The following is a 17,886-nucleotide window of genomic DNA, read 5'->3' as shown; positions in this document are numbered from 1 at the left end:
CTAAGGCTTTTATTGTATCCCTTATATTTTATCATATTAGCTCCAATATTAGGGTCTTTTTATTTAGGAAATCTTCCTGCTAGTATATCCATGACTCGGCGAAATAGTTCCGTGGCTTGATGAGGCGCGCCTTCCCGCCTGTTCTCTACAAGCACGGCTACAGCATAGCGCGGCTGCTCCACTGGCCCGTATCCGATGAACCACTGATGATTTAAAGGGACTCCAGCTGATACAACTTGAGAGGTCCCAGACTTGCCTGCTAAATTCCATGTAGCATTCAACAAGGATCGGCCCGTTCCCTTCTTGACCACTTCCTCCATCCAACTGAGCAGTGTCCTCGCTGTCGACGGAGATATAGCTCCATAGATCGAAGGATGATACTTCGGAGAAAACTCAAGCATTCGCGTACCATTTTTAAAATAAATATCCTGAACAAGGCGTGGGGATGTCACACTACCGCCGTGCAGCAAAGTAACGACCATATTGGCAGCCTGCAAAGGAGACAATTTTACGTCGCGTTGTCCCAGGGAAGTTTGCGCCCTTACTCCTCCATCTGGCTGAATCCCCTTCGCGAACACAGTTCCAGCTTCCTCTTGATCGATCTGTCTTAAAGCAGATCCTCCCCGATCAGACGGGGCATACCAGCCCACCGTGCGTCCAATTCCCAGCTTATCGGCGGTGCGCTCAATACTCGCAGCTGTTAACCTCTCGCCTAAAGTGGCAAAAACGATATTGCACGACTGAGCAAAAGCCTGCTTCAATGTTATCGTGCCATGGCCTCCTTCTTTCCAGCACGAAAGACCGTATTTGCTATAATGTCCGGAACAATGAAATGTCTCTGAGGGCGATGCCACCCCTTCCTCTAGGGCAGCAGCTGCAATTACAGTTTTAAAGATCGAACCAGGGATTGCAGCCTTTACAGCGTGATTACTCCAATTGCCCTGCTTCAAATCGATCTGCCGAGGATTAAAAAATGGACGAGACACCATAGCGACAACATCCCCTTGTACCGCATCCAGAACGACAATCGCCCCTTCTCGAATATCCATTTGCTCAGTCAGGCTTTCCAATCGCTGCTGAATCGTTCTATCCACGGTCGTCCGTACAGATAGCGGATAATAACGATCATTAACCGATTTCAGACGCAAGCCTAATCCGAATAGAGGCCGTTTCTGGCCATCAACTGTAAATGCAGCCCGGGTTGATCCTACACCTCGCAGAAAATGATCAAATGTACGTTCTAACCCGGAGGACCCTACTTGCATGGTTAAAGGAATCGTACGGTTATTTTTTTGCCCCTGAAGGCTGCGAATATAATCTGGACGTTGCGAGACATAGCCCAGCCATTGCTTGCCTGATTCCTCTTCTAGATAGCGCCGCATGTACGGAAGTATTTTAAAACCGCTGATTTGCGTCCACTGTTCTGCAGCTTCACTCGAAAGCACAAGCGGAGCCTTTCCATCGCTCTCTTGCCATAAGTACGGATATTGAAGCTTGCTCCATTTTTGCTTGAGTTCTTCAGCAGATACACCAAGCAAATCAGCCACTTCTGTTACCTGAACAGTATCCGGCAAATCCTTAACAGGGAACAGAACAGGAACCCATACCGTCGATCCTGTTAATGGATAACCGTTGCGATCCAAAAATTGTCCTCTTCCAGGGTCGAGCTCGATGCCCTCTTCACGCTGACGCACAGCCAGTTCATTCATCGTCATCCCGGATGCGCTAATCGAGACCCTAGCTGAAACAAGCTGAATCCAGACTACCCTTATTACATAGAGAGATAACACCAGCATAAATCCTATTAAAATATAAAATATGCGCTTCTTCCGAAGTAATGTCATCGTCCTCCACCTTCCTGTCCCTCATTATTTCCTGGGAAAAGCTACTTCACACCTTTTTTCCGGTCCAAAGAGAAACTGAAGGTATGCCCAAATAAGAAAAAAAGCCTAACTGAAATTGACTCCAGTCAGGCTTCTCCGTATGTTTATTCAAAAAATATTTCTTGAATTTCAATGTCTCGCTCCCGCGACAAATCTCTGAAGAAATCATCAACTTTAACAAGAGGTCTAAAAATGTCAGTGGGATTGTTATATACAATCGTTGCATTTTCCCCATTGCTCAATTGTACCCGCTTGCCTATAAAGCTCGGCAAGAGATTTTGGGTCAATGCTTGAACCGCCTTCTCGTTCAATTTTCCGAAACCAAGCTCATACACTTTACGCAGTACGGTTAGTAAACTGTCGTGAGGCTGCCTATTCGGTGATGTTGTCATATCTACGTAAGCATTCGCTACAGCGACGATTTGCGAATAAGGATGTATTTCGTCCTTTCCGATTCCCTTAGGGTAACCGGAGCCATCCACATTTTCATGATGTTGGAGAGCAGCAAGAGCAAGCGTTTCATTATCTTTAATCGATTCGCGGATAATTTCATATCCGTAGTTGGTATGCCGCCTCATTTCCTCCAGTTCCTCGCCTTGCAACTCACTTTTATTCTTTATGGATTGGCGCACACGGCTTTTGCCAATATCGTGCAAATAACCCGCTTTACTAATCTCGTGACACTCCTCTCTGGAGTATCCGAGCCAGGTAGCTATGTAATAGGATAGTAATCCGACTTGCAATGAATGGTTATAAATATTTACATCATCATTGCTGAGCATATACAGCAAGGTGGCAATATTTTTGCGTTTATCCAATGCTTCCAGCGTAGGCAATAATTTCTCGTCAACCATCGACTGATTAAACCTGCCCGTTGTCAACGCCTCCAGAAAAATAGTCTGAAAACCTTGAACCGTTTTCTCGAAGTTTTCCTGCAATCGCTGACTAAATTCCTGACTTCCTACAATCTGTGTAGTTTCAGATATAGCGCTTCCGTCACGCGGTTCAATGTCGACATAATCAATGCTTTGACGAATCAATAAAGCAATCTCCTCGGTTTGGATAACCGATCCTTTAGGTAAAATATGCAGCCCGGCGCGATTAAAAGTATCTTCAATTAATCTATCTCCAGGTCTAAGCTCCATTACATGAGTTCTCAAAGAAAAAATCCTCCTTTCTCAATATTTCTATACAATCTGAGGCGTAGTTCCCGGGTACCAGGAACAAAATTCTAATTTCTGCAATCCCTACTTATAATATCGAAAGCTAATGTCATAAACTAAATAGTTCTAAAGACTACATATCAAGACCATGCACGTAATACTGTAGTGTACCTATTTTACAGGGACTTTCGGATCATTTTTGTTCATTTTTATCAAAAAAGAAAGAACTTTATAAATTATAGCTACTATTAAACTCGATGTTAGGTGATATTCCATTCCATTTTTTAGATAAAAAAAGAGGATGGAGATCACATCCCCATCCTCTAAAGCTTAGATTTCAATCTAGTCTCTGTTCGCCAACTTAGCTAAAAGACGAAGCATTTCAATATAGAGCCATACTAGGGTAACCATCAAGCCGAAAGCACCATACCATTCCATATACTTCGGAGCACCCTGATTAGCACCATTCTCAATAAAATCGAAATCCAAGACGAGATTCAAAGCTGCCACAATTACAATAATCACAGAAATTCCGATTCCAATCCAGTTGCTTTCATGCAGGTAAGGAATAGAAATTCCAAAGAACCCCAGAATGAAACTGAGCAGATATACTAATGCTATGCCGCCCGTGGCCGCAAACACACCAAGCCGAAAGTTTTCTGTCGCTTTGATAATCCTTGTCTTGTAAGCAAGCAACAGAGCGATGAATACGCCCATCGTCAGCAACGCAGCTTGCAGCGTGATTCCTTGGTTTACAGATTCGAACATCGCAGAGATTGCGCCTAAAAACAAGCCTTCCAACACTCCATAAATCGGAACGAGAAATGGAGCTGTCGTTGGCTTGAAGCTAATAATCAGCGCTAGAATAAAGCCGCCAATCGCTCCGCCAATAGCATATGGCAGCACGTCCTGCCCGTTGAAGTACATGGACCAAGAAGCAAATGCGCCCCCTAAAAGTACAGCAAGCGTAATAAACACTTTATTTACTGTGCCTTCAATGGTCATTGCATCCTGTCCAGAATGATATCCGATTTGATCGAATGTTTTATCATTCAATGTCGGATTTCCACTACGACCTATCAACCTAGAATCACCTCAGATAAGATTTTATATCCATAGTAACATATACTCCAATTTTGTCCATCTTATAACCCCTATATTTTTGTCTAGGAGTTACACGCTAAACTTGGATAAAGACTCCTTCAAACCATTGGACACATTCTCCAGTTTGTTTGACAGATTCACGAGCTGCTCTCCTACTGTCTCCTGCTCGCTACTTAGCGAAGCTACCTCTTCCGAAGTCGCGGATGATTGCTGTGCTACCGCGCTGACATTGCTCATTGCTTCGGACAATACGGATTGCGATTGATTCAGTTCATCGATCGACAATGTCACGGAATCCAGATGCTGCACAAAGCCTTCCATTTGCTCTTGTACGGAAACAAAGATTTGGCTCGTTTCTTTCACAGATTTAATTTGATCTTGGAATAGCGGACTAGCCTCGGATAAAGCCTGAACGGTTTCATTCATTTCCTTTTGGATATTGTCTGTAATTTCTCCTACCATCGTGATCGATTGACGGGATTGATCGGCAAGCTGACGAATTTCATCCGCCACGACCATAAATCCGCGTCCTGCGGCCCCAGCGCGCGCAGCCTCAATCGTTGCATTAAGTGAGAGAATATTCGTTTGCTGGGTAATGTTCTGCATCACATCGAGAACCTTTAATACCGAAGATGTGCTTGATTTCAACGAATCGACCTTTTCCGTAAGCGCATTAACCATTTCACCTGTTACACTTGTTTTTTGCAATAGCTCATTCAAGTACTCTGTCCCCTGTTGGCTAGATCTCTCTACCTGGCGAGCGGACGATTCCATCTCTTTATTCGCAGAGATCACATGATCCATTTGTCGGGAAATGTTCTCCGTCAACTCATTGCCGCGCTCGGCTTCATTCGCCAGGCTTGTTGCACCATTAGCAATTTCCTCAGTAGCAATCGCAATTTCCTTGGCGGAAATCGCTGTTTTATTCGAAGCTTGCGTCAATTCTGCCGCAGTATCCAGTACATCTTGTGCGGAATCGTTCGTTTGTTTAACAAGCTGCATAATTTGCTCCATCATCACGTTAAAGCTTACTGTCAGCATTCCGATTTCATCTTTGGATTTCTGCTCCATGCGAACATTGAGGTTCCCTTTCGAGCCTTCATCCATCAGTTTCATCAGTTGGACGAGCGGACGAGCTATCATTCTAACCATCCACATACCGATCAGAATTGCAATAGCAGCAACAACAGCCATCGAGATAAAGGTTGTAACTAGAATACCTCTGGCATCCTTCGTCAGTTGATCCGTAGGCAGCACACCCATCAGCGTCCAGTCTGAATTCTCCTGCGTATTATAGACAGCAAGTACCGTTCTGCCTTGAGCATTTTTAATACGTGTGCTTCCCGATCTCTCGCCTTCTTTTTTCTGAAGAGTGAACTCGGATTTCTGTCCGTGCTCTCCTTCAACCGAGGAGCCTACAATCACATTATCCGCTGTAATCATTTGAACTTTCGAACCGTTGCCGAGGTTAAGCTCCTGCAAATAACCGTTCAAAATCTCTAGGTTGATATCTGCCACCAGAATAAATCGCTTCATGCTGCTGACACTTTGCACGGATCTAACCAATCTGAATATTTGTGTTCCACCTGCGTTATCGTTTGGAGCTGTAATCCATCGAACTTGCGAAGTTTGAGCCATGTCCTCAAACCAGGGCTCATTACGAATCTCATTGACAAATGTATTATCCGCGCTTCCCGAAGTTACAGGGCCAATCAGTCCCTCTTCTCCGGGAACCATATACACCGCTACAACACCTTTGCTTGAGAACGTCATGGAATTAAGACGGTTTCTCATTTGATTAGATGTCGTGAAGCGATCATAATCAGACGAAGTTGCGAGCGAGGCATCCCGAATCGCCTTTTGCATTTCATCATCCAGGAATACTTGCTGCAGTGTTTCTTCATATTTTTGGAGAATAATGTCTAGCTTCTGTGATGTCTGCACAATGGTTTGCTGGCTTGCTGTTTCGGCATTTTTCTCAATGGTATTCTTCGCCATTTGATAAGATAACAGACCGATTACAAGTACGAAAAACATAATCGCAATAAAGAAAATTAAAAACAAACGAATACCTACTGACCTGGATGGATTGATGTCCTTGGGAAGCTTATCAATAATACTATCGAACTTCTCCTTCCATCCCCTAACTCCTTTATTTTTAGGTTGTCCGGTATCTGTACGTTTCTTCATTTCCTTCTGGTTGTCTTTAGCTTGGCTCTCCTTCTTAGGAACCAATTTCATGTTGATCACCCACCGCTCATAATAATTAACCCACTTAAGTAGGTCCTGAGGCCATGCTCCGAACCTCATGAATTCTTCCTGTGTTGCTTATTTACATTCGACAAAAACACACCTTTTCCTTTATTATTATCGGTAAAAATCTCCTATGAGTTTAATATTTAGCTAAAAAAGTTAATACCATAGTAAAAAAGAGTCTTTTGTCCTAGTTGACAAAAGACTCTTTTTTACATAAAGTTGCTATTTATTTCCTTTTTCTCATCATATCAAAATAAGAAACAGGATAATCCACCTTCATTTTAATTCTTTGTAGGGGATGACGTGCTGCGTCCAGCTCATTGCCTTCCTCATCCCAAATTGTTCCAATCGTTTGCTTAAAGAAAGTTCCGTCCGGACCAAAGAATTCAACTTCCTGTCCAGGCTTAAAGTGATTTCGCTGTTGAATGATCGCAGTTCCTTCTTCTGTATCATACTCCATCACCAATCCGGCAAAATCATAAGGAACGGCCTTCTCTTCCGGCTCATAAATATGATCCTCATGATCGGGCGTGTCATAGAAGAAGCCTGTATTCAACGGGCGATTCGCCGCCTTATTGATTTCCTCCAGCCACTCCGGCTTTAGCACATAGTTGTCGGGATCAGCCATATACGAATTGATAGCCTGGCGGTAGACATTTACTACGGTCGCAACATAATGAATCGACTTCATTCGTCCCTCGATCTTAAAGCTGTCGACCCCCACATCGATCAGGTCCGGAATATGGGCAATCATGCACAAATCTTTGGAGCCCATCGTAAATGGATTGTCTTCCTCTTGAAACAACGGAAGCGGGGAAGCCCCTACTTGAGGCGCCTGTGCTGACTGTGCCATAGCGAATTCCTCTTCTGATACCCATACCTCCTGTGGCAAGCCCTCCTCAAACAAATCATACTTCCAGCGACAAGACTGACAACAGCCTCCGCGATTGGAGTCACGATCCGTAAAGTGATTGGACAACACGCATCGCCCGGAATAGGATGAGCACATGGCTCCATGGATAAAAGACTCAATTTCAATATCCACATGCTTTTTAATTTCCTGAATTTCCTCCATACTTGTCTCCCGGCCTAATACGACCCGCGGCAAGCCCTCTTCCTTCCAGAACTTGACTGCCTGCCAGTTTATCGTGGATTGCTGGGTGCTTAAATGGACTTCAAGTCCAGGTGCGACGCGGCGCGCAGTATCAATGATGATCGGATCCGCAGCGATAATTGCTGAAATCCCCACATCGTACAAGTTGCGTAAATATTCTTCGATCCCCTCAATGTCTTCGTTATGTGCATATATATTGGTGGCCACAAATACTTTGGCTCCGTATTTATTTGCAAATTCTACGCCTTCACGCATCTCATCAAAGCTGAAATTATCCGCATTCGAACGAAGACCATATTTCTGCCCCCCGATATATACAGCGTCCGCCCCATAGTGGATCGCAAATTTCAGCTTCTCCAAATTTCCCGCTGGAGCCAGCAGCTCAGGCTTGTCCAGGCGATAGCGTTTCCCGGTATATTTCGGCCGATGTTTCTGTGCTGTTTGCATCCTCGTTCACCTCTGATTCTAATTAATATACTTGTTCTTTATAGAAAAAACCGAATGACAGCTCGCGCTCAGGATCCTGTACTTCCCGAATTTCCTCTAGCCAATTTTCATCCATTTCATAATCATCCGGATTGCTGAAATAGCTTTCGATTGCTTTACGATAAGTACGGATGACTATCGTATTATAGCGAACATCCTTTAGCAAGGTCTCGATTTTAAAACTGTGCACACCAGCCGCCATCAAGTGATGTAGATCCTCTAGTATGCAGATATCATCCGAGCTCATAATATGTGTTCCGTTGGAATCCTCATAGATCGGAAATTTCTCCCCAGGACGCTCAGCTTCCACTAAGAAAAGTCCCCGTTCTCTGCCTAAATCAGCACCGTCAGGCTCGGGGGTTCTTCCCTGGTGCGTCAAATAACTGTTCACAAGACGTCGCTTGGAATGATAAATATTCGTCATGCCATGGATTTGAACCTCTGATTCAATTTCAAGCTTAGGCTGCATTTCCGTAATTTCTTCCATATTCAGCTCACGCGCTAATACAACACGTGAAGCCCCTTTGCTCCCCCAATAATTCGCCGTGGCATAGTTGGTGGATGTCATTTCAGCATTCCAATGCAGCTTCAAATTCAAATTCATTGATCTGACTGCCTGCAGAACCGCCGGATCTCCAAATTGTATACCATCGACCCCAGCCTGCTCCAAACGCTGTAAATAATGCGGAAGCTCCTCTAACAATTCATTGCTGATGATGTTCGTTACACTAACGTAAACCTTGCCTTTTCTAGCATGGGCCAGCTTAACCGCTTCGGAGATCTCTTCCGGCGTGAAGCTGCCTGGCATTCTCATTCCATATTTCTCTTCCCCGATTAACGCCGCATCGGCTCCGGCTTCCAAATAGCTTTGCAGCTCCGACAAGGAACCCGCAGGGACCAGCAGCTCCGGTTTATTTCCCATATTTCATACACCTCGGTTATTTGGCTGTAGCCTTACTTTTCTTAATATTTTGCAAATGCTCTGCATACGTTTTGGCGAATAAATGCTCGCCGGTGCCGTCCTTTTTAGTGACATAGAATAAATAATCTGATGGCTTGGGATCCAGCGCTGCTTCGATCGATTTCAAGCTGGGAGCGGAAATCGGCCCCGGAGGGAGCCCTTTATACATGTAAGTATTATATGGGCTGTCTACACTTTGCAGATCTTTATATAATAACCGCTCCTTCGGCTTTTCAAGCAAATACTGAACCGTTGCATCAATTTCCAACTTCATATCTTTCGCAATGCGATTATAAATAACTCCAGCAACAAGACTTCGTTCACTATCAACGACAACCTCCCGCTCTACTAGGGACGCTACCGTCATCAATTGGTTAAAATTTAGCCCCCGCGCTTTCAGCTTCTGGTCAAAATCGGGAATATTCCTAATTCGTTTGTCCGTCTCTTGAAGCATCCTAGAGATTATATCCGCTTCGCTGCTCCCCTTCTCCAGCTCATAGGTTTCTGGAAATAAATAACCTTCCAAACGATAATTCAACTCTGATGATTCCGGTATATTAGGAAGGATCGCTTCTTCAATCCCATTAGCCTCTTTGACCAGATTTAAAAACACTTCTTTATTGACATATTCGGCCTCGGCAAGTCTTTCCGCCATTTGCTTTACGGTATAGCCCTCTGGAATCGTGAATCGAATCATTTCAGCTTTGACGACATCGCCGCGGTTCAATTTTTGAATAATTTCGTCATAAGTCACACCTGGCTGTATCTCATAAACACCTGCCTGGAATCGATTACCTTCCGTTTTCCATTTCAAATAGGATTTGAATAGAAATGAATTTTTGATTAGACCTTGTTCTTCAAGTATATTCGCAATCGTGGCCGTACCTGTACCTGGCTCAATCGTAATTTTGACAGGTTGCTCCGAACGCTTCATTGGCTGCATTTGCACGTATCCATAGGCGGCGATAGCCCCAGCACCGATAAACAGTAGCAGCAGTAAGGATAACAACCACTTCCATACCTTCTTCAACCAATCAACTCCTTAACAGCCAAAAAGGGCGGTATCCGCCCTTCTCAGACTTATCTATAGAAATGTGTTTGGTTCTATTCCGGGAACGTCAGTTCATCGTACAGTTCTGTTACGTTCTCCCATTCATCATCATCATCGATCGTGACGAGTTCCAATACTCCGTCCTGCCCGCTGATAATTTTAAATATTTCCGGTTCAGCATTTGCTCCACTTTCAGCGCGGAGAACAGCATAAGAGCCGCCCGCAACATCGAACTCCTTCTCAACCGAATAATAAGAAACATTTCCCTGTTCATCTTCAAGCTCAACGACAGATCCAAATGCATCATGCACTCGGGAGGTCCAAATCACATTACTGGCGGAGAATTCCGACATTAATCCTGATCCTCCCCGTCGAACTCATCAACTAATGTATTAAATGTTTCTTCCACAATTTCCCACTCGTCATCACTCTCAATTGTATACAGCTTTAGATCATCGCCGTCTTCCTCGTAACGAAATGCGTATACCTCTTCGGCCTCAGCGTCCTCATCTGATTCCAGAGGAACGACCATCATATACTTCGCATCTGAACCGTCAACCTCAAATTTCATGATGACTTCAAACTCTTCCTCATTGCCCTCGTCGTCAGGGATATAAATAATTTCCGGTTCTTCTTCATTGCCGATACGATCTTTAGACATAGCGATCACCCTCACTTTTTACTCTTAGAGTCCAAATAGTTTTGTAAAATCAAAACTGCGGCCATTTTATCCACAATTCCTCTGCGCTTCTTCCTGCTAACATCCGCATCAATAAGCGTTCGCTGTGCAGAGACCGTAGTTAGCCTTTCATCCCAGAGATGAACCGGCACCTTGATCCTATTCTGAAGCTCTTCTGCAAAGACCTTGCATATTTCCCCACGTGGACCGACGGATCCATTCATATTCTTCGGCAGACCAACGACGATTTCTTCAACTTCATGCTGACCGGCCAGTTCAGCAATGCGATCATATTCATCGCCTTCCCGCCGGCGTTCTATCACTTCAACGCCTTGGGCAGTCCACCCAAAGATATCGCTAATCGCTACACCGATTCTGCGATCCCCGTAATCCAGACCCATAATTCTCATGCCATTCTCCTAACGGTGACTGGACATATAAAACCTTACCAGTTCTTCAATCAATTCGTCGCGTTCTTTCTTGCGCACCAGGCTCCTCGCATTATTGTGGCGTGGTATATATGCCGGATCTCCTGACAACAGGTATCCTACAATCTGGTTGATTGGGTTATATTCTTTGTCCTGTAGAGCTTCATATACCGTAAGAAGAATCTCCTGCGCAGACGCCTCCTGCTCATCACCCTTGACATTAAACTTGACGGTTTTATCCATATAGTCCATGATGACACCTCGCTTCTTAAGACATACGTCTTCTTGATCGCAGTCTGGTTTCCTCTTAGTCTCCCCTTACTATAACATATTGTAGGTTCTTTAAGGAAATTTTCGGTTACCATATTGAATTAACAATAACCTACCGCTGCGATGCAATCCATGATTCCGCGACCTTCAAAGCTTCCTCCAGCTTAGAGACATCTTTGCCGCCGGCTTGAGCCATATCCGGTCGACCTCCTCCTCCGCCGCCGCATACAGCAGCAACTTCCTTAACAAGCTTGCCGGCGTGAATTCCCTGCTTCACCTGCTCCTGCGGTACGGCTACGACAAAATTGACTTTATCGTCCATCGCTGCGCCAAGTACTAGGACGGCATCCGGCACCTTAATTTTCAATTCGTCTACCAAATTCCTTAACATATCCATACTTGCTGCTTCTACACGTGCCGCAAGCAGTTTGGTTCCTCCTACCTCGACGATACGACTCGTCAGTTCCCCGGCTTCAACCCGGCTCAGCTTGCTCTGCAGCGATTCGTTCTCGCGCCCAAGCTCCTTCAACTGCTGATAGAGCGCCTCGATCCGCTTCGGCACTTCATTTACATTTGATTTCAGCAGCGATGCGGATTGTTTCAAGAGCTCCAGCTGACCATCCATGTACAAGTAAGCCCCGCTGCCGGTTACCGCCTCAATGCGGCGTACTCCCGAGCCGATGCCGCTTTCGCTGATCAACTTAAACAGACCGATCTCCGCTGTATTGTTTACATGACAGCCTCCGCAAAGCTCCAGACTGTAGCCGCCAACCTGAACGACGCGGACAATGTCACCATACTTCTCGCCGAACAGCGCCATAGCCCCCATCGCTTTGGCTTCGTCAATCGGCTTATATTCAATCACAACGTCCAGTGCATTCCAAATTTGCTCATTTACCTTGCGCTCGATCTCAGCCAGTTCCTCGGAAGAAATACTGCCGAGATGCGAGAAGTCAAAGCGCAGGCGCTGCGGCTCGACTAAGGAGCCGGCTTGGTTAACATGCTCGCCAAGCACTTCTTTGAGCGCTTTGTGAAGCAAATGCGTAGCTGTATGATTTTTCAAAATCCCGCTGCGCAGCTTCCGATCCACTTGAGCCTTTACCACTGCTCCCACACGCAGTTCGCCCGACTTTACCAACACTTGATGAACATGCTGTCCACGCGGCGCTTTAAACAACCCTTCTACATCAGCGTTGCCCGATTCACTCAGAATTGCCCCTTTATCGCTCACTTGGCCACCGCTCTCGGCGTAGAAAGGAGTTGTCTCCAAAATAACTTGGCCGCTCTCTCCGGCAGATAACACATCGACAAATGTGTCATTCGCTATTATAGCTAATATGCTAGTTGACGTTTCTAGCTCATTATATCCAACGAATTCCGTTTTAGTCGTAAAATCAGCCAACACCCCGCCTTGCACGGACATGCTTCCGCCTTTATGACTTGCAGCCCGGGCACGCTTGCGCTGTCCCTCCATTTCAGACTCAAAGCCCTCACGATCTACAGTCAAGCCATGCTCCGCTGCAAAATCCTCGGTGAGGTCTAGCGGAAAGCCATATGTGTCATACAGCTTGAACGCATCTGCCCCGCTAATGACCGAGCGGCCTTCCGCCTTGGCTGCCTCGCTAATCTCAGACAGAATAGCCAGTCCATCGCTCAGTGTTTCATGGAACCGCTCTTCCTCCGTACGAATGACCTTCTCAATAAAATCCCGCTTCGCAACAATATCGCTATAGTAGCTGCCCATAATATCGCCAACCGTCTTCACCAGGCTATACATAAACGGTTTGTCCAGCCCCAGCGTCTTTCCGTAGCGGACAGCACGGCGCAGCAGGCGACGGATGACATATCCGCGTCCTTCGTTGGACGGCAGCACGCCGTCAGCTACAGCAAAAGCAACTGTACGAATATGATCAGCTATAACTTTCATCGCTACATCACTATCTTCGCTTGCCCCGTATTGAACCCCGGATATTTTGGCTGTATCATCGATAATCGGCATGAACAAATCCGTATCGAAATTGGAGTTTACGTTCTGCAAAATGGAAGCAAACCGTTCCAATCCTGCTCCGGTATCAATATTTTTGTTAGGTAGCGGTGTGTAGCTGCCGTCCTTGTTATGATTGAATTGCGAGAAGACGAGATTCCACACTTCAAGGAAGCGCTCATTCTCTCCGCCCGGTGTGCAATCCGGATCAGACAAATCGCCGTAAGCATCGCCGCGGTCGTAGAAAATTTCCGTACAAGGCCCGCATGGTCCTTCGCCGATATCCCAGAAGTTATCCTCTAACTTAATAATTCTCTCCGCAGGGATGCCGATCTTCTCATTCCACAGCTTGTAAGCCTCCTCATCCTCAGGATAGACCGTTACGGATAGGCGTTCGGGATCGAATCCGATCCATTCCTTACCCGTAAGGAACTCCCAGGCCCAAGTAATAGCCTCTTCTTTGAAGTAATCGCCGATCGAGAAGTTGCCCAGCATCTCAAAAAAGGTATGATGGCGCCGTGTCTTCCCTACATTCTCAATATCATTCGTACGAATACATTTCTGCGAATTCGCAATACGGGGATTGTCCGGCTTCACCCTGCCGTCGAAATAAGGCTTTAATGGGGCCATTCCAGCATTAATCCACAATAATGAAGGATCGTTATGGGGAACGAGGGATGCGCTAGGCTCAATTTTATGTCCTTTACTGGCGAAAAAGTCCAGCCATTTGGATCGAATTTCACTTGACTTCATAAAGAGCTCCTCCTAAGTAGATCATGATTGATCATAATGATTTTCACTGAAAAATAGAAAAAACGCCCCTGAACATCAGGGACGATTAACTCGCGGTACCACCCTGGTTATCGTATTTCAGATCATGCCTATGACCATAAATCTGAAGAACGATCGCCTCGAACGATTCTATAACGGGAACCACCCGGCGAATTTGCTTCGCTCTCTGAAATTAGCTTTCCGTCCGGTCAATGATCGGGTTCTTTCAGCCAACGCGATTCTGCCGTATAGTGCGAATTGACCGCAGCTTCGCGAAGGAACGCCTTCTCTGGAACAGTGAACATGGACGTACTTCATTTCGTCAACGATTTGCATCTTATGCATCGTAAATAAATCATTAATAAGTATATAAGGCGAAATTCGCGCTGTCAATGCGGTTTAGACCGTTTTACGGCGAACATAATACGTATAAAAATGCTGAATGAGCACTTTGCCCACCGCAAAAAAAGGCACCGCGAGAATCAAGCCCGCTACGCCAGCGATTTCCCCACCGACGAGCAAGGCGAAAATAATGAGCATCGGGTGCAGGTGCAGCGATCTCCCCACAACCTGAGGAGAGATAATATTGCTCTCAATAAATTGGCAGATCGTATTGACTAGGATCACCATTAACACCATACGCCACGAAATCGTTGTCGCCATGACCAAAGCTGGCGCTGCCCCCAGAAAGGGACCAAGGTAAGGGATGATGTTGCATAAGGCAACGACTCCAGCAAACAGCAGTGCAAAGGGCATGCCAATAATCATATAACCGAAATAGGCGAGCACCCCGATAATGACGCAAACGAGCAACTGCCCCCGCACATAATTGCCCAGCGCATCGTCGATATCTTTCCATAAAGCAACGATGGATTTGCGGCGGGTACGCGGTAAGTAATGCAATATCATACGCTCGAATGCCTCAAAATCTTTAAGTATATAGAAAATGAGAAAAGGAACGATGAACGCATTGAAGACGACTCCGATCGTCGTTCCGATATTGTCTAAAAAATTAGAAATTCCATCAGCGAGGCGATGCTCGAATTGGAAGAACCAATTATTCATCCCCATCCGAATGCTGCCGGGCAGCAAGCTACTGTCCCAGCGATTGATCATTTGCTGAGTATGTAATGTCAGCTCAGGCAGATGCTCCCCAAGCTCCTCAAGCTGCTCAATGAACATCGGTATCACATTGATCAATATAACGGAAAGGCTGGTCAGGAAGACCGCATAAATTAACAGCACCGCCATCGTCCTCGGCACTTTACGGCCGCCCAGCATCCGCACTACAGGATTAAGGATATAGGATATGATCATCGCTATGACAAAAGGAGCGAGTACCGCCCTAAGAAAACCATAGACAAGAGCAAACATTGGACGGAGCAGCCAAATAAAATAGAGAATGACGAGTGCTAGCAGCATCCACATTCCATTGCGGAACATTTTATTTTTATAAATCGGTTCCACTCGCGTTCCCTCCTTGGCGGTGGACTGGCTATAGGTCAGTATTTGCCTGCTGCGTTAAAAATAATCGCCTGAAGTAAAAAAACAGACCCTTCTCCCACTAAGAGAGAAGGGTCCACCGGCCAATATAGACGATCATTCTATATGTAGCCAACCATATTAAGTTGAAGCTTGTATTTGCGAGAAATCCTGCCCTAAATCCTCTCCGAAGAACAAATCGTCCAGGGAACTGAGCGTCCCGTCTTCCTCGACTTGGTATACAGACATCTTCTCGCCATTTACAGTTAATTCAATAAAGCATCCCCAACAATAAAATTGATGGGAACCGATCTTCCCAATATCCTTGGAGCTGCAATTTGGACATTTCATCATTCAATTATCACCTATTCATGGATAGAATTCATGGTCTGATCCAGCCGCTGTTCACTGTTCGGGGGGACCATGATCGCATTTTCCCCTTTCGTCATCCCTGGTGTAAAAGGCAATACTTTACGCCCCTCCATCAGATCGGATATAAATCCATCGCTGATTTCGATACCAGTAATTGTATTTCCCAAATTCTGCTCAAAATAAACATCCGCAACATAACCAATCATCGTCCCGTCCTCCGTGAGAACAGGAAGTTCCTTCAATTTGCCGTTACCTGAAATGAAGGTAAGCTGTATATTCTCGGCTTCCCATCTGCGGACAGCCTGTTGATTGCGAATCATGACGGCATCCTCGCCGTAAGCGACGATATCTTCCCAGAGCACCACTTTACAATTAGAGGAAAATAAAGCCTTGCCCTCTAGCGTAATCCCTGAGATAGTCCAATCTTCATTCAACATCACATCGAGGACTTTACCGACCTGCTTACCGCCTTCTACATCAAAGACGGATAAGCCTATCATATCTTGCAGTCTCATAAGTTCAGGTCCCTCCTCGCTGGGCTTATTGCAGCTCACTTGTGAAAAAGCGAACACACCCTCCTTTCCTGATGGTTTACAAGCGTAAGCCCATTATAATTTTTTACGAAGACGGGTTAGGATGGTTCCAACTTTTTCAGCGGTATACTCGATTTCTTCACTAGTATTACCCAAACCAAAGCTAAACCGAATCGCTGAACGCAAAAGATTTTGTGGGAGATTCATGGCTTCGAGCACATGCGATGGTTCAAGCGATCCCGATGTGCAGGCAGAACCGCTGGCTACTGCTATTCCTTCCATATCAAGATTCATCAGCATCGTCTCTGTCTGCATTTCCGGAAAGCTGATATTTACAATATGCGGCAAATAAAACTCTTCGCTTCCATTGACTTTATAATGATCGCGGCCAACCGTTCGCTCAAGACTTGTCAGCAAGGTGGAGCGCATGTGCAAATCCTGCTCCCTCCTCCTGAACAGACCGTCAGCAGCAAGCTCCGCGGCTTTGGCAAAACCGATGATCCCGGCCATATTCTCCGTACCTGCTCGCCTTTTCTTCTCCTGTAGTCCACCGTATATGATCGGCTCAATCATTAATTTTTTTCGAATGTACAGTGCCCCTACGCCTTGAGGTCCATTAATTTTATGCGAGGAAAAGCTAATAAGATCAACCGGGAATTCATTGCAATGAATCGGAACCGCTCCTAAGGCCTGTACAGCATCCACATGGAATACCGTATCAGCGTTTTTGCTGCGAATAATTTCTCCGATTTCCATGATCGGCTGCAGTGTACCGACCTCATTGTTGCCATACATAATACTGACCAGTATGGTATCCGGGCGCAGCGCCTCGGCAACCTGCTCTGGATGGACGCGACCAGTTCGATCAACTGGAAGATACGTCACCTCAAATCCTACCTTCTCCAGCTGCTGACAGGAATGCAGTACGGCATGGTGCTCTATGGCTGTCGTTATAATGTGCTTACCGCGTGATTTTTTAGCCTGTATTGTACCGAATAACGCCAGATTATCGCTCTCGGTGCCGCCTCCCGTAAACACAAGTTCCTCAGGCTTGCAGCCGAGAGAAGCCGCCAGTCGGTCCCGCGCTCCGTTCACCATCCGCTTCGCTTCCCGACCAAAGGAATGAACGCTTGACGCGTTTCCAAATTTTTCGGTCATAACCGTCATCATCGCCTCAGCAACCTCCGGATGCATCGGAGTCGAGGCCGCATGATCCAAATATATTTTTCTCATCAAAATCACCTATCTTTGAAAGGTTGGAAAGACAACCTAAATTCATGCGTTTTAGTGTATTATTCCCCGGAAACATTCCCATCATAACGCCGCACTAACCAGGTGTCCAGCAAATG

General features: G+C 45.8%; 17 protein-coding genes. All 17 read right to left on the bottom strand.

Going from position 1 to position 17,886, the window contains the following annotated elements; all coding sequences use genetic code 11:
• Nucleotides 1-59: 59 nt before the first annotated feature.
• The 17 genes from EIM92_RS10810 to EIM92_RS10730 all read right to left on the bottom strand — a co-directional run bounded on the left by EIM92_RS10810 (nt 60) and on the right by EIM92_RS10730 (nt 17,770).
• Nucleotides 60-1,844, bottom strand: a complete 1,785-nt coding sequence (locus EIM92_RS10810) for a peptidoglycan D,D-transpeptidase FtsI family protein (RefSeq protein WP_125082636.1) — start codon at nt 1,842-1,844, stop codon at nt 60-62.
• A 143-nt stretch (nt 1,845-1,987) separates the two neighbouring features.
• Nucleotides 1,988-3,043, bottom strand: a complete 1,056-nt coding sequence (locus tag EIM92_RS10805; RefSeq protein ID WP_125082635.1) for an HD-GYP domain-containing protein — start codon at nt 3,041-3,043, stop codon at nt 1,988-1,990.
• Between the two features lie 345 nt (nt 3,044-3,388).
• A complete protein-coding gene (locus EIM92_RS10800; protein WP_125082634.1) occupies nt 3,389-4,129 on the bottom strand; it encodes a Bax inhibitor-1/YccA family protein in 741 nt (246 codons plus the stop codon).
• Nucleotides 4,130-4,219: 90 nt separating this feature from the next.
• Nucleotides 4,220-6,391: a methyl-accepting chemotaxis protein gene (locus EIM92_RS10795; protein ID WP_125082633.1), complete on the bottom strand. Its 2,172-nt coding sequence runs from the start codon at nt 6,389-6,391 to the stop codon at nt 4,220-4,222.
• Between the two features lie 241 nt (nt 6,392-6,632).
• Entirely contained in the window at nt 6,633-7,967 is a 1,335-nt protein-coding gene (locus EIM92_RS10790) for a peptidase U32 family protein (RefSeq protein WP_125082632.1), read from the bottom strand.
• A gap of 22 nt (nt 7,968-7,989) precedes the next feature.
• Entirely contained in the window at nt 7,990-8,928 is a 939-nt protein-coding gene (locus EIM92_RS10785; protein ID WP_125082631.1) for a peptidase U32 family protein, read from the bottom strand.
• A gap of 16 nt (nt 8,929-8,944) precedes the next feature.
• Entirely contained in the window at nt 8,945-9,997 is a 1,053-nt protein-coding gene (mltG, locus tag EIM92_RS10780) for an endolytic transglycosylase MltG (protein ID WP_211344443.1), read from the bottom strand.
• A gap of 74 nt (nt 9,998-10,071) precedes the next feature.
• Nucleotides 10,072-10,371, bottom strand: coding sequence for a DUF1292 domain-containing protein (locus tag EIM92_RS10775; protein WP_125082630.1), 300 nt, complete (start codon nt 10,369-10,371; stop codon nt 10,072-10,074).
• The gene (locus EIM92_RS10770; protein ID WP_125082629.1) at nt 10,371-10,679 is read right to left on the bottom strand and encodes a DUF1292 domain-containing protein; all 309 of its coding nucleotides are present in this window, start codon (nt 10,677-10,679) and stop codon (nt 10,371-10,373) included. The genes EIM92_RS10775 and EIM92_RS10770 overlap by 1 nt, the downstream gene beginning before the upstream one ends.
• Nucleotides 10,680-10,690: 11 nt before the next feature.
• Nucleotides 10,691-11,107 carry a Holliday junction resolvase RuvX gene (gene ruvX / locus EIM92_RS10765; protein ID WP_125082628.1) on the bottom strand — a complete coding sequence of 139 codons (417 nt, stop codon included), beginning with the start codon at nt 11,105-11,107 and terminating at the stop codon, nt 10,691-10,693.
• A 9-nt stretch (nt 11,108-11,116) separates the two neighbouring features.
• Nucleotides 11,117-11,377: an IreB family regulatory phosphoprotein gene (locus tag EIM92_RS10760; RefSeq protein ID WP_055105165.1), complete on the bottom strand. Its 261-nt coding sequence runs from the start codon at nt 11,375-11,377 to the stop codon at nt 11,117-11,119.
• A gap of 130 nt (nt 11,378-11,507) precedes the next feature.
• Entirely contained in the window at nt 11,508-14,132 is a 2,625-nt protein-coding gene (gene alaS, locus EIM92_RS10755) for an alanine--tRNA ligase (RefSeq protein WP_125082627.1), read from the bottom strand.
• Between the two features lie 168 nt (nt 14,133-14,300).
• Nucleotides 14,301-14,495: a hypothetical protein gene (locus EIM92_RS10750; protein ID WP_125082626.1), complete on the bottom strand. Its 195-nt coding sequence runs from the start codon at nt 14,493-14,495 to the stop codon at nt 14,301-14,303.
• 54 nt (nt 14,496-14,549) lie between these two features.
• Nucleotides 14,550-15,617: an AI-2E family transporter gene (locus tag EIM92_RS10745; protein WP_125082625.1), complete on the bottom strand. Its 1,068-nt coding sequence runs from the start codon at nt 15,615-15,617 to the stop codon at nt 14,550-14,552.
• A 156-nt stretch (nt 15,618-15,773) separates the two neighbouring features.
• Nucleotides 15,774-15,983 (bottom strand): hypothetical protein, encoded by a 210-nt coding sequence (locus EIM92_RS10740; RefSeq protein WP_125085122.1) that lies wholly within the window; start codon nt 15,981-15,983, stop codon nt 15,774-15,776.
• A gap of 14 nt (nt 15,984-15,997) precedes the next feature.
• Nucleotides 15,998-16,519 (bottom strand): PRC-barrel domain-containing protein, encoded by a 522-nt coding sequence (locus EIM92_RS10735; RefSeq protein WP_125082624.1) that lies wholly within the window; start codon nt 16,517-16,519, stop codon nt 15,998-16,000.
• A 93-nt stretch (nt 16,520-16,612) separates the two neighbouring features.
• A complete protein-coding gene (locus EIM92_RS10730; RefSeq protein ID WP_125082623.1) occupies nt 16,613-17,770 on the bottom strand; it encodes a cysteine desulfurase family protein in 1,158 nt (385 codons plus the stop codon).
• Nucleotides 17,771-17,886: the final 116 nt, after the last annotated feature.

Origin of the sequence: Paenibacillus lentus (assembly GCF_003931855.1) — a bacterium.
In the GTDB taxonomy this organism is placed as follows: Bacteria; Bacillota; Bacilli; order Paenibacillales; family Paenibacillaceae; genus Fontibacillus; species Fontibacillus lentus.
The sequence above is the reverse complement of the archived record's forward strand: the minus strand, read 5'-3'. Positions and strand labels throughout refer to the sequence as shown.